General features: G+C 64.4%; 15 protein-coding genes and 5 tRNA genes. 5 read left to right on the plus strand and 15 right to left on the minus strand.

The window, feature by feature from the left end:
* The 3 genes from JOZ06_RS09205 to JOZ06_RS09215 all read left to right on the plus strand — a co-directional run bounded on the left by JOZ06_RS09205 (position 1) and on the right by JOZ06_RS09215 (position 2,481).
* Positions 1-1,617, plus strand: a complete 1,617-nt coding sequence (locus JOZ06_RS09205) for a methyl-accepting chemotaxis protein (RefSeq protein ID WP_293231681.1) — start codon at positions 1-3, stop codon at positions 1,615-1,617.
* Between the two features lie 317 nt (positions 1,618-1,934).
* A complete protein-coding gene (locus JOZ06_RS09210) occupies positions 1,935-2,216 on the plus strand; it encodes a BrnT family toxin (protein ID WP_293231683.1) in 282 nt (93 codons plus the stop codon).
* Positions 2,191-2,481: a BrnA antitoxin family protein gene (locus JOZ06_RS09215; RefSeq protein WP_293231685.1), complete on the plus strand. Its 291-nt coding sequence runs from the start codon at positions 2,191-2,193 to the stop codon at positions 2,479-2,481. Before JOZ06_RS09210 ends, JOZ06_RS09215 begins: the two co-directional genes overlap by 26 nt.
* A gap of 24 nt (positions 2,482-2,505) precedes the next feature.
* Here the strand turns inward: JOZ06_RS09215 and JOZ06_RS09220 are convergent, their stop codons facing one another.
* From JOZ06_RS09220 to uvrC, 9 genes are all read right to left on the minus strand, one after another.
* Positions 2,506-2,715: a HepT-like ribonuclease domain-containing protein gene (locus JOZ06_RS09220; protein WP_293231687.1), complete on the minus strand. Its 210-nt coding sequence runs from the start codon at positions 2,713-2,715 to the stop codon at positions 2,506-2,508.
* Positions 2,712-3,002 carry a nucleotidyltransferase domain-containing protein gene (locus JOZ06_RS09225; protein ID WP_293231689.1) on the minus strand — a complete coding sequence of 97 codons (291 nt, stop codon included), beginning with the start codon at positions 3,000-3,002 and terminating at the stop codon, positions 2,712-2,714. Before JOZ06_RS09225 ends, JOZ06_RS09220 begins: the two co-directional genes overlap by 4 nt.
* Positions 3,003-3,144: 142 nt before the next feature.
* Positions 3,145-3,218 (minus strand) — tRNA-Cys (locus JOZ06_RS09230).
* Positions 3,219-3,248: 30 nt separating this feature from the next.
* A tRNA-Gly gene (locus JOZ06_RS09235) sits at positions 3,249-3,324 on the minus strand.
* 18 nt (positions 3,325-3,342) lie between these two features.
* Positions 3,343-3,418: transfer RNA gene (locus tag JOZ06_RS09240), tRNA-Gly, on the minus strand.
* A gap of 19 nt (positions 3,419-3,437) precedes the next feature.
* A tRNA-Gly gene (locus JOZ06_RS09245) sits at positions 3,438-3,513 on the minus strand.
* Positions 3,514-3,536: 23 nt separating this feature from the next.
* Positions 3,537-3,612 (minus strand) — tRNA-Gly (locus JOZ06_RS09250).
* A 74-nt stretch (positions 3,613-3,686) separates the two neighbouring features.
* Positions 3,687-4,268 (minus strand): CDP-diacylglycerol--glycerol-3-phosphate 3-phosphatidyltransferase, encoded by a 582-nt coding sequence (pgsA, locus tag JOZ06_RS09255; protein ID WP_293231691.1) that lies wholly within the window; start codon positions 4,266-4,268, stop codon positions 3,687-3,689.
* Between the two features lie 32 nt (positions 4,269-4,300).
* Positions 4,301-6,109, minus strand: coding sequence for an excinuclease ABC subunit UvrC (gene uvrC, locus JOZ06_RS09260; protein ID WP_293231693.1), 1,809 nt, complete (start codon positions 6,107-6,109; stop codon positions 4,301-4,303).
* A 163-nt stretch (positions 6,110-6,272) separates the two neighbouring features.
* Between uvrC and guaB the strand changes: the two genes are divergently transcribed.
* Positions 6,273-7,736, plus strand: coding sequence for an IMP dehydrogenase (guaB, locus tag JOZ06_RS09265; protein ID WP_293231695.1), 1,464 nt, complete (start codon positions 6,273-6,275; stop codon positions 7,734-7,736).
* Between the two features lie 203 nt (positions 7,737-7,939).
* Positions 7,940-8,272, plus strand: coding sequence for a hypothetical protein (locus JOZ06_RS09270; protein WP_293231697.1), 333 nt, complete (start codon positions 7,940-7,942; stop codon positions 8,270-8,272).
* On the opposite strand, the gene JOZ06_RS09275 is transcribed toward JOZ06_RS09270, so the two are convergent.
* The 6 genes from JOZ06_RS09275 to JOZ06_RS09300 form a co-directional block, all read right to left on the minus strand.
* On the minus strand, positions 8,265-8,678 hold the full coding sequence (locus JOZ06_RS09275) for a GNAT family N-acetyltransferase (RefSeq protein ID WP_293231699.1): 414 nt from the start codon (positions 8,676-8,678) through the stop codon (positions 8,265-8,267). The genes JOZ06_RS09270 and JOZ06_RS09275 overlap by 8 nt on opposite strands.
* Positions 8,679-8,704: 26 nt before the next feature.
* Positions 8,705-10,813, minus strand: coding sequence for a biotin/lipoyl-binding protein (locus JOZ06_RS09280; protein ID WP_293231701.1), 2,109 nt, complete (start codon positions 10,811-10,813; stop codon positions 8,705-8,707).
* 2 nt (positions 10,814-10,815) lie between these two features.
* The gene (locus tag JOZ06_RS09285) at positions 10,816-12,135 is read right to left on the minus strand and encodes an HlyD family efflux transporter periplasmic adaptor subunit (RefSeq protein ID WP_293231703.1); all 1,320 of its coding nucleotides are present in this window, start codon (positions 12,133-12,135) and stop codon (positions 10,816-10,818) included.
* 7 nt (positions 12,136-12,142) lie between these two features.
* Positions 12,143-12,886 (minus strand): efflux RND transporter periplasmic adaptor subunit, encoded by a 744-nt coding sequence (locus JOZ06_RS09290; RefSeq protein WP_293231705.1) that lies wholly within the window; start codon positions 12,884-12,886, stop codon positions 12,143-12,145.
* Positions 12,883-14,325: a TolC family protein gene (locus tag JOZ06_RS09295; RefSeq protein ID WP_293231707.1), complete on the minus strand. Its 1,443-nt coding sequence runs from the start codon at positions 14,323-14,325 to the stop codon at positions 12,883-12,885. The genes JOZ06_RS09290 and JOZ06_RS09295 overlap by 4 nt, the downstream gene beginning before the upstream one ends.
* Before the next feature lie 167 nt (positions 14,326-14,492).
* Positions 14,493-16,967: Ig-like domain-containing protein (locus JOZ06_RS09300; RefSeq protein WP_293231709.1), on the minus strand; the 2,475-nt coding region annotated here is incomplete at its 5' end.

The raw sequence follows: 16,967 nt of genomic DNA on the forward strand, positions 1-16,967 counted from the left end.
ATGAAGATCACCACCAGACTGACCGTCATGCTGGCAGTCGCCATACTGGCGACCCTATTAACCGGCGCCGTCGGGCTCGTCATGCTCGAAAAGGCGCAACAACGTTTCGAATTCATCAGCACCAGCGCCTTTCCCAGCCTGATCAATCTGAACGGTTTGCAGCAGACCGTGATGGACCAACGGCTGGCGATCAACAAGATGCTCGTGGCCCAAACGCAAGAACAGAAGGACACGACGCTCGCCACCCTCGCCGACACCGACAAACGCTTCAATAGCCTGACCGCCGACTACCTGGCCAACGACGTCGGCGACGAGACCGACAAGCAAATGCTGCAGGCCGACCAAGCGGCCATGAACGGCTATCGCGCCATGCGCGATAAAGCCTTGGACCTGGTCAAGGCCAATCAGCGCGATCAGGCCGTCGGCCTGCTGCTGGGGGACGGCGCAACCCTCGGCAAAACGCTCTTGAAAGGCATCGACGATCATTTCGCCTACAACGTGAAACTGGCGCAGGATCAAATTGCGGCCAACCGCCGCGCCTACGACGACGCGCTGATCCTGTCGGCCTCGATCATCGTGCTATCGTCGTTCGCGATGGCGGTGCTCGGCTGGCAGCTCTACCGCATCATCAAAAACGGTCTGTACGACATGCAGGACACCATGTCGCACGTCAGCCAATCGCTCGACTTTACCCACCGCACCGCCGTGCAGCGCCAAGACGAGCTCGGCCAAACGGCCAGCGCCTTCAATGCCCTGCTGGAACGGCTGCAGCACAACCTGAAGAGCATTCTCGACGGCGCGCACAACGTGGCCAAGGCCTCGCAGGAAATGCGGCATACCGCGGGGGAAGTGTCGACCGCCTCGCAAGCGCAAAGCAACGCCGCCTCCAACATCGCCGCCACCATCGAGCAAATGACCGTCAGCATCAATCACGTCGCCGACCAAGCCAAGTCGACGCGCGAGATGGCGCAGGAAGCCGGCAATCTGGCCCAGGAGGGCTCGCGCATCATCGGTCAGACGATTCAGGATATCCGCGAGATCTCCAACTCGGTCAAAACCTCGGCCGAGAGCATCCGCAAACTCGTCACCTACAGCAGCCAAGTCAGCAGCGTGATCAATGTCATCCGTGAAATCGCCGATCAGACCAACCTGCTGGCGTTAAACGCCGCCATCGAGGCGGCGCGCGCCGGCGAGCAGGGCCGCGGCTTCGCGGTGGTGGCCGACGAGGTGCGCAAACTGGCCGAGCGCACCGCCAAGTCGACCACGGAAATCGCCGACACCATCCAGACGATGGTCGCGCTGTCGCAGGAGGCCACCGCGCAGATGGTGGCGGCGGAAAGCAACGTGGAAAACGGCGTCAAGCGCGCCGACGAAGCGGACGCGGCCATCCATCGCATCGGCGACACCTCCGGCAGCACGGCCGGCATGGTGAATGAAATCAGCCATGCCATCGTCGAGCAAGGCGTGGCCAGCAACAACATCGCCACGCAAGTCGAGCATTCGGCGCAGATGTCGGAGCAATCCAGCGCCGCCGCGCACAACACCGCCAGCACCGCGCAACGGGTGGACGAACTGGCGCGCGCGCAGATCGAGACGCTGTCGCGCTACCGCTTGTAGAGGGGGAGGAAGCAGCGCCGCCACGTAGCGTGCGCTCGCGTAGCAGCGCACGGCCGCAGCCGCGAGCCGATGGCCCAGGCCGCCGGCATCACCCCGGCGCAACTGCGCCCCTTCTTCCACGCGCGGGCCGGCTGCCTGCTGGCGCGCGACGATGCCGCGCGTGCGGATGCGTTACCGGGGTTTTGCGTCTGAATTTTCGCTGCGGCCACAACATCAGCTCAAATGAAACCTATTTGCGATCCACGCCACCTGCCCCTTTACTCAAACTGTAGTTACAATCTGATTGACTATTGATTATATTGTAACTACAGTTTGAGATGATGCAAATCACTTACGATGTAGCTAAGTGTGCGCGAAACATACGTGAACGGGGGCTTCCCTTCGATCTTGTCGAGGATCTTGATTGGTCCACGGCTCTCGTGGAAGAAGATACCCGCAGGACTTATCCGGAGCGCCGCTTCATCGCATTCGGCATGATCGAGGAGCGCCTGTATTCGGTATGCTTCACACCAACCGCAATGGGCATCCGAGTAATCAGTTTTCGCAAAGCAAACAAGCGCGAGGTCAAGGCATATGACGAAAAAACCATTCACCAATGAGGAAGGAGAGGTACGCGACCTCTCCGAGGAAATCAAGCACTTCAAACCCGCATCTGAGGCACTGGCGGGCGTCTTACCGTCCGAAGTCCTCAACGAAATGATGCGGAAGAAAACACGTGGACCTCAAAAAACCCCAACCAAGGAGCAGGTGACGCTCAGACTCTCGAAAGAGGTTCTGGATGCATACCGGGCAACAGGCAGAGGCTGGCAATCCCGCATTGACGATGATTTGAAAGCCATCGTCCATGGGGACAAAGCGGCATAGCCGGCGCAATGCCGCACGGCATGGTCATGAACGGTCACTCACCGTTGGTTGCCGTTTGCGGCAAGTCTCATGCTGATACTCGCCAATAATTTCGAAATTCCGGATGACGGCATCCTGCACCAAAGAGGACGCTAGAAAAGCGGACTCATCATCCTGTACATAGTCATGGATGCGTGCAATCGCCTGCAAGATATGATCCAGATAATCCAGCAAGCGCTGCTTATCCCGACTCATACGCTAACCGCCTCGGCCAGCACTTGCTCACGAAAGCTTTCCGGCAGCGCCTTGGGCGTCAGCACATCGACATCGACACCAAGCAGGGCCTTCAACTCGTAGCGAATGGCGCCAATGTCCAGCAAAGTGGTATCGGGCGTGGGGTCAACCAACAGATCGAGATCGCTATCGTCCCGGTCAGCCCCCCGCAGCACCGAGCCGAAAACCCGTGCATTCGCAGCATGGTGCGTTGCCACGATGCGGCGAATGGCCTCGCGATGGGCTTCGAGCGCGGCGGACGGTTTCATTGGAATCTCATGGGGTTAGATCGATGGGCTAATGATAGAGGCGGACACCAGCCGCGTCACACCGCACCTCCCAAAAAGCTGCCGGCCACGTCATGGCAATAGCAAAAAGCCCGACAACTCATTGAGTTATCGGGCTTTTATCTGGAGGCGGGGGTCGGAATCGAACCGGCGTACACGGCTTTGCAGGCCGCTGCATAACCACTCTGCCACCCCGCCATAAGGGGTTGATCGCCAAGCGATCCAATCTGGAGCGGGAAACGAGGCTCGAACTCGCGACCTCAACCTTGGCAAGGTTGCGCTCTACCAACTGAGCTATTCCCGCATAAACCGAATGTGTCGTTGGAGCGGGAAACGAGGCTCGAACTCGCGACCTCAACCTTGGCAAGGTTGCGCTCTACCAACTGAGCTATTCCCGCAACGCCACATGCTAACTTTTGGAGCGGGAAACGAGGCTCGAACTCGCGACCTCAACCTTGGCAAGGTTGCGCTCTACCAACTGAGCTATTCCCGCATCACTAATCTCTATCCGGGGTCTGGAGCGGGAAACGAGGCTCGAACTCGCGACCTCAACCTTGGCAAGGTTGCGCTCTACCAACTGAGCTATTCCCGCATACCGGATTTTTTTCCCGAAGCACGCTCCGAGAGACTGCGAATTATAAAGATTAATCTGTTGCTGTCAACCGATTACAGATCAATTTTTTTCGCGGAGAACTCGCTCGCGGCCATTCTCAGGTAATAAATCATTGACCACAAAGTCAAAATCACCGCCAGCACCATGCAGAGATTTCCCAGCAGCAAGGTATCGAAACCGGGGATCACCGGACCGGCGTACAAGAGCAGCAAAATCGCCACCATCTGCGCCGTGGTCTTGAGCTTGCCGATGTAGGCCACCGCCACGCTCTTGCGGCTGCCGATCTCCGCCATCCACTCGCGCAACGCCGAGATGGCGATCTCGCGGCCGATGATGATCATGGCCATCCAGCCCGGCGTGCGGTTGAGCTCCACCAGCAGAATCAGCGCCGCGGCGACGATCAGCTTGTCCGCCACCGGATCGAGAAAGGCGCCAAAGGACGATGTCTGCTTCAGCCGGCGCGCCAGGAAACCGTCGAGCCAGTCGGTCACGGCGGCCAGCGCGAAAATCAGCGCGCCGACGATATTGCGCATGTCGGAGCTCAGCACCGTATCCGGCAAAAAGAACACTGCCACGCAAATCGGGATCAGGGCAACCCGGATCCAAGTCAACAAAATAGGCAGATTGAACGGCATCGTTTTGCTTCTTGTAGTGTGCACCGCCAGGGCTAGTGCAAGGCATTATAGATTTGTTCGGCCAGGGTCCGGCTGATGCCCTCGACCTGCGCCAGGTCGTCCTGACTCGCCGCCACCACGCCGCGCAGCCCGCCAAAGCGCATCAACAGGCGCTGCCGGCGCTTGGCGCCGACGCCCGGGATCTCCTCCAGGCTGGAGGCGACGCGCGCCTTGGCGCGGCGCGCGCGGTGGCCGGTGATCGCGAAACGGTGCGACTCGTCGCGAATGGTCTGGATCAGGTGCAATGCCGGATGGTCGTGCGCCAATTGTACCGTTTTTTGCAAGTAGGGAAGGATCAGTGTTTCCAATCCGGGTTTGCGCTCCTCGCCCTTGGCCACGCCGACGATCGGCACATCGAAGCCCAATTCGGCGAACACGTCCAGCGCCACGCCGACCTGCCCCTTGCCGCCGTCGATCAGCACCAGGTCCGGCCGCCGCCCCTCCCCGGCCGCCACTTTGCTATAGCGGCGGGAGAGCACCTCGCGCATGGCGCCGTAGTCGTCGCCGGCCTTGGCGGTTTCGATGTTGAAGCGGCGATACTCGGAGGGCTGCATGTCGGCGCGGTCATACACCACGCACGAGGCCACGGTGGCCTCGCCCTGGGTATGGCTGATGTCAAAACACTCGATCCGCTCCACCCCTTCCAATTCCAGCACCTGGTTGAGTTGCGCGAGCCGGTGCGTCTGGTTGGCGTGACTCGCCAGCTTCTGCATGATCGCCAGGTAGGCGTTCTTCTCGGCCATCTCCAGCCACACCCGGCGCTCGCCGATCGGGTTTTTCACCAGCTGCAGCCGGCGCTCGGCTTGCTCCTCCAGCCGTTCGCACAACGTGGGCGACACTTCGCCATTGGTGACGATCACCGGCGGCATCGGCGCGCCCAGATAATGTTGCGCGAGGAACGCCTCGCGCACCGTGTCGAGATCAGCGCCCTCGTCGTTGCTGGGGAACAGGCTCTTGTCGCCCAAATGGCGCCCGCCGCGGATCATCACCAGATTGACGCAATAAAGCCCCTCGCGCTCGACCACCGCCACCACGTCGGCGTCGTGCTGCGCGGCGTTGCTGGACACGAACTGCCGCTCGCGCATGGTCGACAGCGCTTGAATCTGGTCGCGCAATTCGGCGGCCAGTTCGAACGCCAGCTGCTCGGACGCCGCCAACATCCGCTCGGTCAAGCGATCGGTCAGGTCCGAGTCCCGTCCCTGCAGGAACGAAACGGCGCTCGCCACGTCGGCGGCGTAGTCGTCGCGCGTGATGTGGCCGACGCACGGCGCCGTGCAGCGCTTGATCTGATAGAGCAGGCACGGGCGCGAGCGGTTGGCGAACACCGCATCCTCGCAGGTGCGCAACCGGAAGACCTTCTGCAGCATCTGAATGCTTTCGCGCACCGCGAAACTGTTGGGAAACGGGCCGAAATACTGGTGCGGCCGCTTGGGCTCGCCGCGGTAGTAACGGATCTGCGGAAAATCGTGCGCCGTCACCACCAAGTACGGATACGACTTGTCGTCGCGGAACAGGATGTTGTACTTGGGCGAGAGACCCTTGATCAGATTGTTTTCCAGGATCAGCGCCTCGGCTTCCGAGCGCGTCACCGTGGTTTCGATGGCGGCGATCTGGCGCACCATCAGCTGGATGCGCGGCGACAGATCGGTCTTCTGGAAGTAGGAGCTGACCCGACGTTTCAAGTCGACCGCCTTGCCGACGTACAGGACCTTGCCTTGCGCGTCGAGCATGCGGTACACCCCGGGCAATTGGGGCAGATTGGCCAGAATCGGCTTGGGATCGAACGGGGGCGTTTTACTCATGGCCTCAGTGGGGTGCGGCGCGGCGGAAGGCCGCTTCAGGCCCTCATTTTACAGGCATTTACGCTTTCGAGTGGCCCCTTGGCATGCGGCTTGCCAATAGAGTGTTTTGCATCCATAACCCTTGTACCGGTATAATGTTTATTTGCCGCAAAGGAAACGCCAGATGCGTATCATCGAGAAAGCCTATACTTTCGACGACGTTCTCCTCGTCCCCGCGCACTCCTCCGTACTGCCTCGTGACGTTCTACTGAACACTGCCCTGACCCGCAATATCCGCCTCAATCTGCCGCTATTGTCCGCGGCGATGGATACGGTCACCGAATCCAGTCTGGCCATCGCCATGGCCCAGGAAGGCGGCATCGGCATTCTGCACAAGAACATGACCGCGGAGCAGCAGGCCAAGGAAGTGTCCAAAGTCAAACGCCATGAAAGCGGCGTGGTCAAGGATCCGATCACCATCGGTCCGGACATGCTGGTACGCGATCTGGTGCTGTTGACGCGCCAACACAAGATTTCCGGTCTGCCGGTAGTGGAAAAGGGCAAGGTCGTCGGCATCGTCACCAACCGCGACCTGCGCTTTGAAACCCGCCTCGATCAAACCGTGGGTTCGATCATGACCCCGCGCGAGCGCCTGGTGACCGTCAAGGAAGGCGCCAGCATCGACGAAGCGCGCGAACTGATGCACCACCACCGCCTGGAGCGCGTGCTGGTCGTCAACGACGCCTTCGAGCTCAAGGGGCTGATCACCGTCAAGGACATCATCAAGACCAGCGAACACCCGTACGCTTGCAAGGACGGCCAGGGCAGCCTGCGCGTCGGCGCCGCCGTGGGTGTGGGCGCAGGCACCGACGAGCGCATCGAGCTGTTGGTCGCCGCCGGCGTCGACGTCATCGTGGTCGACACCGCGCACGGCCATAGCCAAGGCGTGCTCGAACGCGTGCAATGGACCAAGAAGCGCTTCCCGAACGTGGAAGTCATCGGCGGCAACATCGCCACCGCCGACGCGGCCCGCGCGCTGGTCGACATGGGCGCGGACGGGGTCAAGGTCGGCATCGGCCCGGGCTCGATCTGCACTACCCGTATCGTTGCCGGCGTCGGCGTGCCGCAACTGACCGCCATCCATAACGTCTCCGAGACGCTCAAGGGCACGGGCGTGCCGATGATCGCAGACGGCGGCATCCGCTTCTCCGGCGATATCGCCAAGGCCCTGGCTGCCGGCGCCGACTGCGTGATGCTGGGCGGGATGTTCGCCGGCACCGAGGAAGCGCCGGGCGAGGTCGAACTCTACCAAGGCCGGTCGTACAAGTCCTACCGCGGCATGGGGTCGCTAGGCGCCATGACGCAGGGCTCCGCCGACCGCTACTTCCAAGACAGCGAAGCCAACACCGACAAGTTCGTGCCGGAAGGCATCGAAGGCCGCGTGCCCTACAAGGGCCCGATCGCCCAAGTCATCCATCAGCTGATGGGCGGCCTGCGTTCGTCGATGGGTTATCTCGGCTGCAACAGCATCGCCGAGATGCACGAAAAAGCCGGCTTCGTGGAAATCACTTCGGCCGGCATGCGCGAATCGCATGTGCACGACGTGCAGATCACCAAGGAAGCGCCGAACTACCACGTCGAACGCTAATCGCGTCCGGTTGCTACACCCCACAGCCTCGCGGCCTTGCCGCGGGGCTGTTCTTTTGGCCAGCCTCCCCGCTCGGATCCTATCCAGGGTCTATAGTTAAAAATCAAACGCTACGCGCCGTGCATGCGGTCATGCCGCAAAAATGGCGCCAAGTGTGGGCCATGGCTCAGCCATGGCCTTTATAACGAGAGGAGAGAAATATCATGTTGGCAACGATTGGGGCTGAAGATTTCATCGGACTCATCGGCCGTACCTGCGATTTCGACCGTCTTGGCCTGCCTGCCATTCACTTGCGCATTCTCGACGTCAAGCCTCGGCAGCAAGCACAACCGTCCCGCAACAGAACAGGACCCGCGCCATTCATCGTCGAACTGGCGTGCGAGCCCACCCCCGGGCTGACCGACTCGCTGGGCGATCTTGCCCTGCCCGCGGCGGCGGACAACCCGGCGCGCCGGCTGGAGCACGTATGGATCGGCCGCGTCATTCCCGCCGGCCGCGATCCGCACTTTGCCTACTTCCAGCTGCCGCTCAATTGAGCGTCTGATCCCCCGTAGGCATCCAGACCAGCTTATCCGCCCTCACCCCGCGCTGCGCCGGCTGAAATCCCAGACGCAGATACAGCCGGCGCGCGCCGGGGTTGTCATACTCCACCACCGAAGCCAGCGGCGCGCGCGCATGCCAGGCCGCTTGTTGCAACCCCGTGAGCACTTCCGCGCCGTAGCCCTGGTTACGCGCCTCCGGCAGCAAGACAAAGAAAACAACCCGCATCTCACTGGGACCGACATCGAGCATCACCGCGCCGATGGCGCTGCCGGCGGCCTCCACCACGAACTGCATCGCCTCACCGTCGAGATGCGACAAACCGGGGCGTGCCAGCCGGTACAGCCGGGCAAAGAGCGCCGCGTCGCCCGTCCTGGCCGGGCGCAGCGTCACATTAGGCATCCGCAGCGACGCCGGCGGCAACGTCCTCACAATCCCGCCTCGCGTTCCAGCACGGCGAAGGCCTGCCTGACCAGGCGCGCAAGCGGACTTTCGCCGGTGCCGTCCAGCCGCGCCACGCCGCTCATTTCGCGCGCCGGCGCCGCGCCGCCATCGCAGTGGTCGAAGTGTACGCGGAACACCGCGTTCACCGGCACCAGCTCCTGGCCGCGCAATTCGGTGGCAATCGGTCCGCCGTAGGTCGAGGCCAGCGCCGGCTCATCCAGCACGGGAAGATTCAGCCGTTCGACCTGCCCGAGCCGGCAGCTCACGCCCCAATGTTCGCCGCCATCGGCAATGAAACGCGCCGCCCCGCCCGGCATAAGCGCAGGCAGTGCGTTCTCGCCGACGAAAGCCACCCCTTTGGCGCCCTGCGGTCCGATCACATCGAGCAGATGTTCACCCTCGGCCAATGCCGTGCCCGGCCGCAAGGCGTCGCTGACGTCGGCCACGCGGCCGGCAAAGGGCGCGGTCAGCGTGAGCCGCGCGCTCATCTGCGTCAAACCGGCCACCTCGGCCTGAGCGGCCTGCCACTCCTTGGCCAATACCGTGCCTTCCGCTTGCAACGTCGCATCCAGCGGCTGCTGCGCCACCTGCCAAGCCAGGTCGCGCTCGCGCGCCTCGGCTTGAGCGAGCTGCGCCGCGAGCGCCGGCGCGTCAAGCTGCGCCAGCAACTGGCCGGCGCGCACATGCTGGCCGTCCCGCACCCAGACCTGCGCCACCTCCCCCGCCGCCGGCGCGTACAAGCCCTGCGACTCGGCGGCCAGCAGCATGGCGGGGCTCGCGCGATCCGACTGCCATGGCAGCAGCAGCCAGGCAAGGAACAACGCCAAGAGCACCGCGCTACGACGCGTCTCGCGGCGCCAGACAAGCTCGCCGCGGCGCGACCAGACGGCGGCAAGCTCCATGGCGATCGGCCGGACGATGAACCAGCCGAGTTCAACGAATAGCAGCACGATGCCTAGCGCCTTGAAAAACATGTGATAGACCAAGAGCGCGATCGACAGGAACAGCACCAGCCGGTAGAGCCAAGTGGCCCAGGCATACAGAATCAAGCCGCGCCGGCGCGCGTCGGGAAAATACTCCGGCGCCGGGTCGTTCCACCCCAGCGCCAGTTGGCGCAGCCGCCAGCGCGCCAGCGCGAAGGCGCGCCCGTGCAGATTGGGCATGCCCCACCAGTCGGACAAGAGGAAATAGCCGTCAAACCGCATGAACGGGCTGGCGTTCACCGCCAGCGTGGCGATCCAGGTGGTGCTCGCCAACAGAAACGTGCCGGCGCGCAGCGACCCGTCCGGCAATGCGCACCACGCCAGCGTGGCCCACACCGCCAGCGACAGCTCGGCCAAGATGCCGGCGGCGCCGATCAGCAGCCGTTGCCGGCGCGAAGGCAGCTTCCAGGCATCGTTGGTATCGGTGTACAGCACCGGCACCATCACCAGGAAAGCCACCCCCATCGTCGGCACGCGGCAACCGAAATGGCGCGCGGTCAAGGCATGCCCCAGTTCGTGCGCGAGCTTGGCCACGCCCAGCGACAAGCCGATGCCCAGCGCTGCGCTCAGGCCGGAGTAGGCGGAAAACGTATGCGTGAACGCATCCCAGCGCTGGCTCACCAACAGCAGCGCCACGATCAACAGGCCGGCCTCGATTTGCCAGAATCGCGGCCGGAACAACCCGCCGCACCAGGGCAACAGCCGGTCGAGCAGCCGCTGCGGCCGCAACAGCGGCACGCGGAAAAACAGGTAATTCTTCAACAGCCACATGGCGGCGGAGGGCCGGCTGGCCTCGCGCACCCGCCCGAGCCACTGACTCGCATCGGCCGACGCGGCTACCAGCAGTTGGTGTTGCGCCAGGAATCGGCGCACCGCTTCGACGTCCTCCAACGTCAATTGCAGCGGCGTACGGGCGTTGACGTCGTCCAGCACCGCCTGTGCCGACCCCAACGACCAACGCGACAGAATTTCGAAACTGGGCCAGCTCAGCTGGTAAAAGCGATTGACGCACGGATCGTGCAGCACCCAGCTGGGGGCGCCATCGGCCTGCGGTTCGCCGGCATGCAAGGTCAACTCTTGACGCAGCGGCGGCAGAGGATGATCGGTCATGCTTACCACCCCAGCCACTGCCGCGCCGCGGTCACTGGGCGACGCAAGACGTAATAGATCAGCGGCACCCAATTGCCGTACACCCGCGCGGTCCCCATCTGACCGAGCCGCGGCGGCGCGTCGCCGGTGAAGCGCGCTTGCAGCCGGTAGGCCAGCAGCCCCTCGTCGGCAGGCTCCGCCTTGTAAGCCACCCGCACGATCTCGGCCGCGTAGGACGACAGCGGCGAGGCGTTGGGATAGAGCGTCACCTTGCCGCCGGCGCTCAGATCGATCGCCTCGGCCGCCGGCAGCCACGCGGTCAGCTCGACCCGCGCAGGGTCCGCCAGCGTCATCACTTTCTCGCCTTGCGCCACCGCCCGCCCCTGCCAGTCGTTGCGGTCGGAAAACACCACCACGCCGGCCGCGGGCGCCGTCACATGCAACCGTTGCAGCTCACGCCCGGCGTAGTCCGCCGCGATTGCTTTCTCTTCCAGCTGGGCACGGTCCTGCGCCATCGCCAGCCGGCTTTTGTCGTCGGTCAGCGCAAGCTGGGCACTGACGCGGAAACGCTCCTCGGCGGCGACGCGCTCGCTCTCTGCCAGCGCGTGTTGGCCGGAAAGCGCGGTGGCGTCCAGATCGAACAGCGGCGTGCCCTTGGCCACCCGCTGATTGGGCTCGACCGCGATATGGTCGATCACCCCGGCGATGGGGGCGCGCAACAGCAGCGGCTCTCGCGGCACTACCTCGGCGCGGGTCAGGACGCTCAAACGGATAGGCATCAGCGCCACCAGCAGCACGCCAAGCAAAATACGGCGTTGGCGCGGCTTGGGCCGCAACCACTGCCGCGCCAGGTCGCGCCAGTCGCGCCGCGGCGAGAAGGACCGCAAGGCGTGGGCATAGCCATGCGCCAACTCCTCGGCCAGCCTGCGTTCGTAGTCGCTCCAGGGCGTCTCGCGCGCCAGCAGCAAAGCGCCCTGCTCGGAGAGCCGCAGCCATAGCGCATGCGTCGGCAGCCAATCGCCCCACTCGGCCGACAGCCGCGCCGGCAAGTGCTCGGCGATCAACATTCGACTGGCGTCGGCCGACGCGTCCGCCGCCAGCCAGCGGAACACCGCACCCAGCCATTGCATATAGGGCGCCGTCGGCTCCACCTCCGCCAGGCCGGACAAGGCCGATACATGACGATGCAGGCCCTCGCGCCACAATGCGGCCTGCCGGTACGGCAATAACTGCTGACTTTCATTGACGATGACGAAGCTCAGCGCGGCCGCATTGTCCGCCTCGCGCGCACGGTGCAACAGCTGCAACAGGCTGGCCAGCGCCACATTCTTATCCGCTTCCATGACGCCCCTACCTAAAGCTCGCCCAACCGCTCATGCCCGGCAGCAGCCGTTTGCCCGCGCCGCCATCGATTTCGCCGACGGCCAAAATCGACTGGCTGACCGGATCGATCTGCGCGCCGAGCCGCACGATCTTGGCCGGAAAGCTCGCGCCCAGCTCATCGACCGCCACGGTAAAACGGCTGCCCGGCTTCAACGTGCCGATCCACTTGGACGGCACCAGCATGCGTAGCTCCAACGGGCCGGCATCGACCACGTCCAATAGCGGCGTGCCCGGGTTGACGAACTGGTAGACGGCGGCGGCGCGGCGCGCCACGAAGCCGTCGAACGGCGCGCTGATCACGCATTTGCCGACCACCGTCTGCATATAGCTGGCGTCGGCCGCCGCTTCCTTGGCCTTGCCATCCGCCTGCGCCACCTCCAGCTCGCCAACGGAATTGAGCTTGGCCAGCTGCGTGTTGACCTTTTCCAGGCGGCTGGCCGCCTCCAGCGTCGCCTGCGCCTTGCGCAGCTGCGCCCGGTAGCCGCCGCAGTCAAACGTTACCAGCGGCTGGCCGCGCCGGAAGGCGCCGCCTTCCTGCACCGGAATAGCGGCGATTTTGGCCGCCACCTCGGCCGACAGCGTCACCGCATGTTGCGCCATCAATTGCACCCGGATACGGCCATCGCTCGCCATGCCGGGCGTTTGCGCCGACGCGGCCAGCGTCAGACCTGCGATCGCCAGGCCCATGCCGCAAACTTTCAGCGCGCTCATGGCCGCTCCCCGCCCGAGGCAACGGTCAGCGTGCCGTCCGGGCCGGGGTCGAGCCCCAGGCTCGCGCCCATCTGGCCATAGGCGTTTTGCAAATCGCCATAGCTTTGATAGAGCCGCAGCGACGAGAACACCGCGTTGGCGTCGGCCAGGATCGCCGGCAGGCGCCCCTGCGCCCCGCTGGCGGTGGCATTGCGGTTTTGTTCGTAAATGCGCTGATCGACGTCGTTGAGCTCCTTCTCCAGCGCGAATTCGTCGGTGCGCCCGCGCCAGTCGAGGTAGGCGACGTGCACCTGAGTCAGCACCGCCATGTTCAGCGCCATGCGCTGCGCGCGGGCCACGTCGAGTTGCGCGTGGGCTTCGCGCGTGATGGTGCCGGCGGAGAACAGGTTGAGCAGATTCCAGCTGATGCGCAGCCCCGCGTCGCTCCAGTGATTGTTGACCAGGAAGGCATTGCTGTCGTAATGCTGGCCGACGCTGAACTCGATGCCGGGCAACAGCTTGGCGATGGCCTTGCGCGTTTCCAACGCGCTGATGCGCTCGTTATAACGCGCCTCGTTCAACTCGGGCCGGTTCAACAGCGCCATGTCCTCCATCTTGTCCAGCGGGACGTCCAGCACCGGCACCGGCATGTCGCTCGGCACCGCCACCTGGAAATCCTGCCCAGGCGGCACATTCATCAACGCGGCCAAGCGCGGCTTGGCTTGCGTGAGCGAAGTGCGCAACAAGGTCATTTGGCGGACCACGTCCAACAGTTGGCGGCGATAGTTCAACGCCTCCAGCGGCGAGCGCAATTTCTGCTTTTCCACCTGGCGCGCATCGTCCAAGGCCAAATTGGCTTGGTGCAGCAGCGTGTCGATACGGCCTTCGAGCTGCTGCGCGCCCACGGCCTGCCACCAGGCCTCGCGCACTTGCTGCACCAGCTGTTGCGCCACCTTGCGCTGACGCTGCTGCAAAATCAGCAGCCGGTCGGACTGCTGTTTGGCGCTGTAATAGCTGACGCCGAAGTCGAGCACGTTCCAGCTGAGGTTCAGATCCCCGGTGGCGTCATGCCGCTGCGTTGAAATAGACGGCACCAGCGATTGCGAGCCGGTGGCGACGTTCTGCGACGACGAGGCGTTGTCGTTGCTACGCTGGGTGTAACCGGCGGCCAGCGCGAGTTTCGGCAGCATATCCAGACTGGAAAGATCGAGCTGGCGCTGCGCCATCGCCTCTTCCATCATCTTCACCCGGTAATCCAGGTTGTATTTCAGCGCGCGCGACATGGCCTCCTGCAAGGTCACCGGCCCCGCCAGCGGCACTTGTTGACCGAACATCGCCTGATGGTCCGCCGCCAGCGTCGCCTGCTGTTCCTCCAGGCTCATCGGCGCGGGGGCGACCGCGCACCCCGCCAGTGCCAGTGCCGACAGCACGGCAATATATTGATAGCGCCTATTCATCATTCCCCCACTCTCTCCATTGTTCGCATCCCTTTTCCTACTATTTTTTATCAGGCTCGTGCGTTGCTTCGCGAACGCACGCCACCCATCCGTTTCGTAGCGTGCATTCGCCGCAGGCAATGCACGGTTTGCCCCTATCCACACCTGTCCATTTCGTAACGCGTTAGGCACTAACCCGCCAACCAGTGCGCCAACCGCGCCACGGCGCCCTCCTTGCCGTGTTGGCGGAATTGCTCGTTCAGCGCCTGTTTGCCTGCGGCCGGCACACCTTGCGCCGCGGTTTCGCCGCGCTGGGCGTCGGCGCGCAGTTGCAAACGCGTGACGCCGCGATGGCCGCCATGGTCGCGTACCGTCACCTCCAGCGTCAGCGTTTTATGCCACCCCGCGGGCGGGGTACCGGTGAAGCGCCCGCGCTGCGGGTCGAAGTGCAACCAGGCCGGCAACGGCTGGCCGTTGTGTTGCGTCACGCGAACATTCAACGTGGCGTCGGCCTCGCGCATCGCCGCCAGGGCGGATGGCAGGCTGAAGCTGAACGGCTGTCCAGCCACCAGCGCGGTCACGCCCAAGTCGGGCAGCGCCTGCGGCGTCAAATCCGGGCCGGCCGCACCGGCCGCGGCGACCACTGGCACGAAGGTGAAATGATCGCGGCCGAACACCACCGGACCGGCGGGTGCCCGCCCGGACGCGATGTCGGCGGCGCCCATGCCCGCGGGCGATAAGGGAGAGGCCGGCGCCGCCACGGGGCGGGCCGCGTCCAACACCACCGTGGGAACACTCTGCCCCAACGAGAGCGGTGTGGACGACACCGGCGGCGCGGTGCGACTGGGCACGGCGGAAGAGACCACCACGCTCGGCGCAGGCTGAACGGCAACGGCCGACGATACCGCCGGCGCCGCCAGCAGATTGCCGGCCAGGTCGGCGGTGGCGCCGGCGGGCACGGTGATCGCCAACGTACCGGTGTCGCCACTCGCGGACACTTGCACGCGGTAATGCGTCGCGTCGAGCGCCGTCACCAAGGTGACCGTACCGCCGGCCTGGCCGCTGGCAATCACGTTGATCGATCCTGCCGCCAGCCCCGTCACCGGCTCGGAGAACACTACGTCGAAGGTCATGCTGTTGCCGCTGGTCACCGAGGCGCTTTGCGGCGTGACCGACAGCGCCTGCGGCGGCGTGGTATCGACGGTGAGGACGTCACCGGCCGACAGCGCGCTCTGATGACCGCCGATGCTGGCTTGGGCCGTCACCGTATGGCGGCCGTCGGCCAGCGCGCTGGTCAACGTGAACTGCCAGGCGCCGCTGCTGTCGGCGGTGGTCGTGCCGACACTCCCCCCGTCAACGAACACCGTCACGGTGGCGTTGGCGAGCGCCGTTCCGGTCACGGTCGGCGTGGCGTTGGCGGTGATGCCGTCGCTGTGACTCACACCGGTGTCGCTGGCCGCGGTCAAGCCGGTCACCACCGGCATCGGCGGCAACACGGTGACCGAGCGCGTCGCCACGCTGCTGGTCTTGACGCCGTCGCTGACCGCAAAGCCGATGGCGCGCGTGGACAGGTCCGGCGAACCGGCGCTGTCGCGGTACGTTACCGCGCGCAGCGCCGCCTGCCATTGCGCCACCGTCGCCGTGGCGCCGCTGGAAGTCAGTGTCAGCACGCCGGTGCCGGCACTGTAGCTGCCGGCGATATTGCCCGTCGCGCTGCCGTCGTTCACAAACGCCAGCACATCTTCGCCGCTGTGGAAGTTAGCCGTGATCGACACCGTCGCACTCGCCAGCGTGGTGTTGTCGCGGTCGGAGATGGTGATGCCGCCATCCACCGCCACCGCGCCGCTAGAGAAGGTCGCGCTGCCGCCCGAACCGATGACCACCGGCGTCTGGTCGGTGTCGGCCACTGTCACCGTGCGCGTGGCGGCGGTGCTGGTCTTGGTGCCGTCACTCACCGCGAAGCTGATGCTGCGGGTGGCGTTGTTCGGTGTCACCGCCGTATCGCTGTAGGTGATCGAGCGCAACGCCGCCTGCCATTGCGCGAGCGTCGCCGTGGCGCTGCTAGAGGTCAGCGTCAGCACCCCAGTGCCGCTGTTGTAGCTGCCGGCGATATTGCCCATCGTGCCGCCGTTATTGGTGAACGCGAGCCTATCCTCGCCGCTATGGAAGTTGCCGCTGATCGACACCGTCGCGCTCGCCAGCGTGGTGTTGTCCAAGTCGGACAGCGTCAGGCCGCCATCGACCGCCACCGGCGTCGACGTCGCATTGTCGCCGGCGACAAACGCCGCGCTGCCGCCGCTGGCACTGACGATCGGCGTCTGGTCGGTGTCGGCCACCGTCACCGTGCGCGTGGCGGCGGTGCTGGTCTTGGTGCCGTCATTCACCGTAAAGCTGATGCTGCGGCTGGCGTTGTTCGGCGTCACCGCCGTGTCGCTGTAGGTGATCGACCGTAGTGCCGCCTGCCATTGCGCCACGGTCGCGCTGGCGCTGCTGGACGTCAGCGTCAGCACGCCGGTGCCGCTGTTGTAGCTGCCGACGATGTTGCCCATGGTGCTGCCGTTGTTGCTGAATGCCAGCACGTCTTCGCCGCTGTGGAAGTTGCCTGTGATCGATACCGCTGCGCTCGCCAGCGTGGTGTTGTCCAAATCGGAGACGGTGATGCCGTT

The sequence above is a fragment of the Paludibacterium sp. genome (assembly GCF_019232825.1).
Lineage (GTDB): Bacteria > Pseudomonadota > Gammaproteobacteria > Burkholderiales > Chromobacteriaceae > Paludibacterium.

Bases quoted from the DNA above. Each gene is read 5' to 3' on its own strand.
- JOZ06_RS09205 (WP_293231681.1), top strand. From the start codon at position 1: ATGAAGATCACCACCAGACTGACCGTCATGCTGGCAGTCGCCATACTG.
- JOZ06_RS09210 (WP_293231683.1), top strand. From the start codon at position 1,935: ATGATGCAAATCACTTACGATGTAGCTAAGTGTGCGCGAAACATACGT.
- JOZ06_RS09215 (WP_293231685.1), top strand. From the start codon at position 2,191: ATGACGAAAAAACCATTCACCAATGAGGAAGGAGAGGTACGCGACCTC.
- JOZ06_RS09220 (WP_293231687.1), bottom strand. From the start codon at position 2,715: ATGAGTCGGGATAAGCAGCGCTTGCTGGATTATCTGGATCATATCTTG.
- JOZ06_RS09225 (WP_293231689.1), bottom strand. From the start codon at position 3,002: ATGAAACCGTCCGCCGCGCTCGAAGCCCATCGCGAGGCCATTCGCCGC.
- pgsA (WP_293231691.1), bottom strand. From the start codon at position 4,268: ATGCCGTTCAATCTGCCTATTTTGTTGACTTGGATCCGGGTTGCCCTG.
- uvrC (WP_293231693.1), bottom strand. From the start codon at position 6,109: ATGAGTAAAACGCCCCCGTTCGATCCCAAGCCGATTCTGGCCAATCTG.
- guaB (WP_293231695.1), top strand. From the start codon at position 6,273: ATGCGTATCATCGAGAAAGCCTATACTTTCGACGACGTTCTCCTCGTC.
- JOZ06_RS09270 (WP_293231697.1), top strand. From the start codon at position 7,940: ATGTTGGCAACGATTGGGGCTGAAGATTTCATCGGACTCATCGGCCGT.
- JOZ06_RS09275 (WP_293231699.1), bottom strand. From the start codon at position 8,678: ATGCCTAATGTGACGCTGCGCCCGGCCAGGACGGGCGACGCGGCGCTC.
- JOZ06_RS09280 (WP_293231701.1), bottom strand. From the start codon at position 10,813: ATGACCGATCATCCTCTGCCGCCGCTGCGTCAAGAGTTGACCTTGCAT.
- JOZ06_RS09285 (WP_293231703.1), bottom strand. From the start codon at position 12,135: ATGGAAGCGGATAAGAATGTGGCGCTGGCCAGCCTGTTGCAGCTGTTG.
- JOZ06_RS09290 (WP_293231705.1), bottom strand. From the start codon at position 12,886: ATGAGCGCGCTGAAAGTTTGCGGCATGGGCCTGGCGATCGCAGGTCTG.
- JOZ06_RS09295 (WP_293231707.1), bottom strand. From the start codon at position 14,325: ATGATGAATAGGCGCTATCAATATATTGCCGTGCTGTCGGCACTGGCA.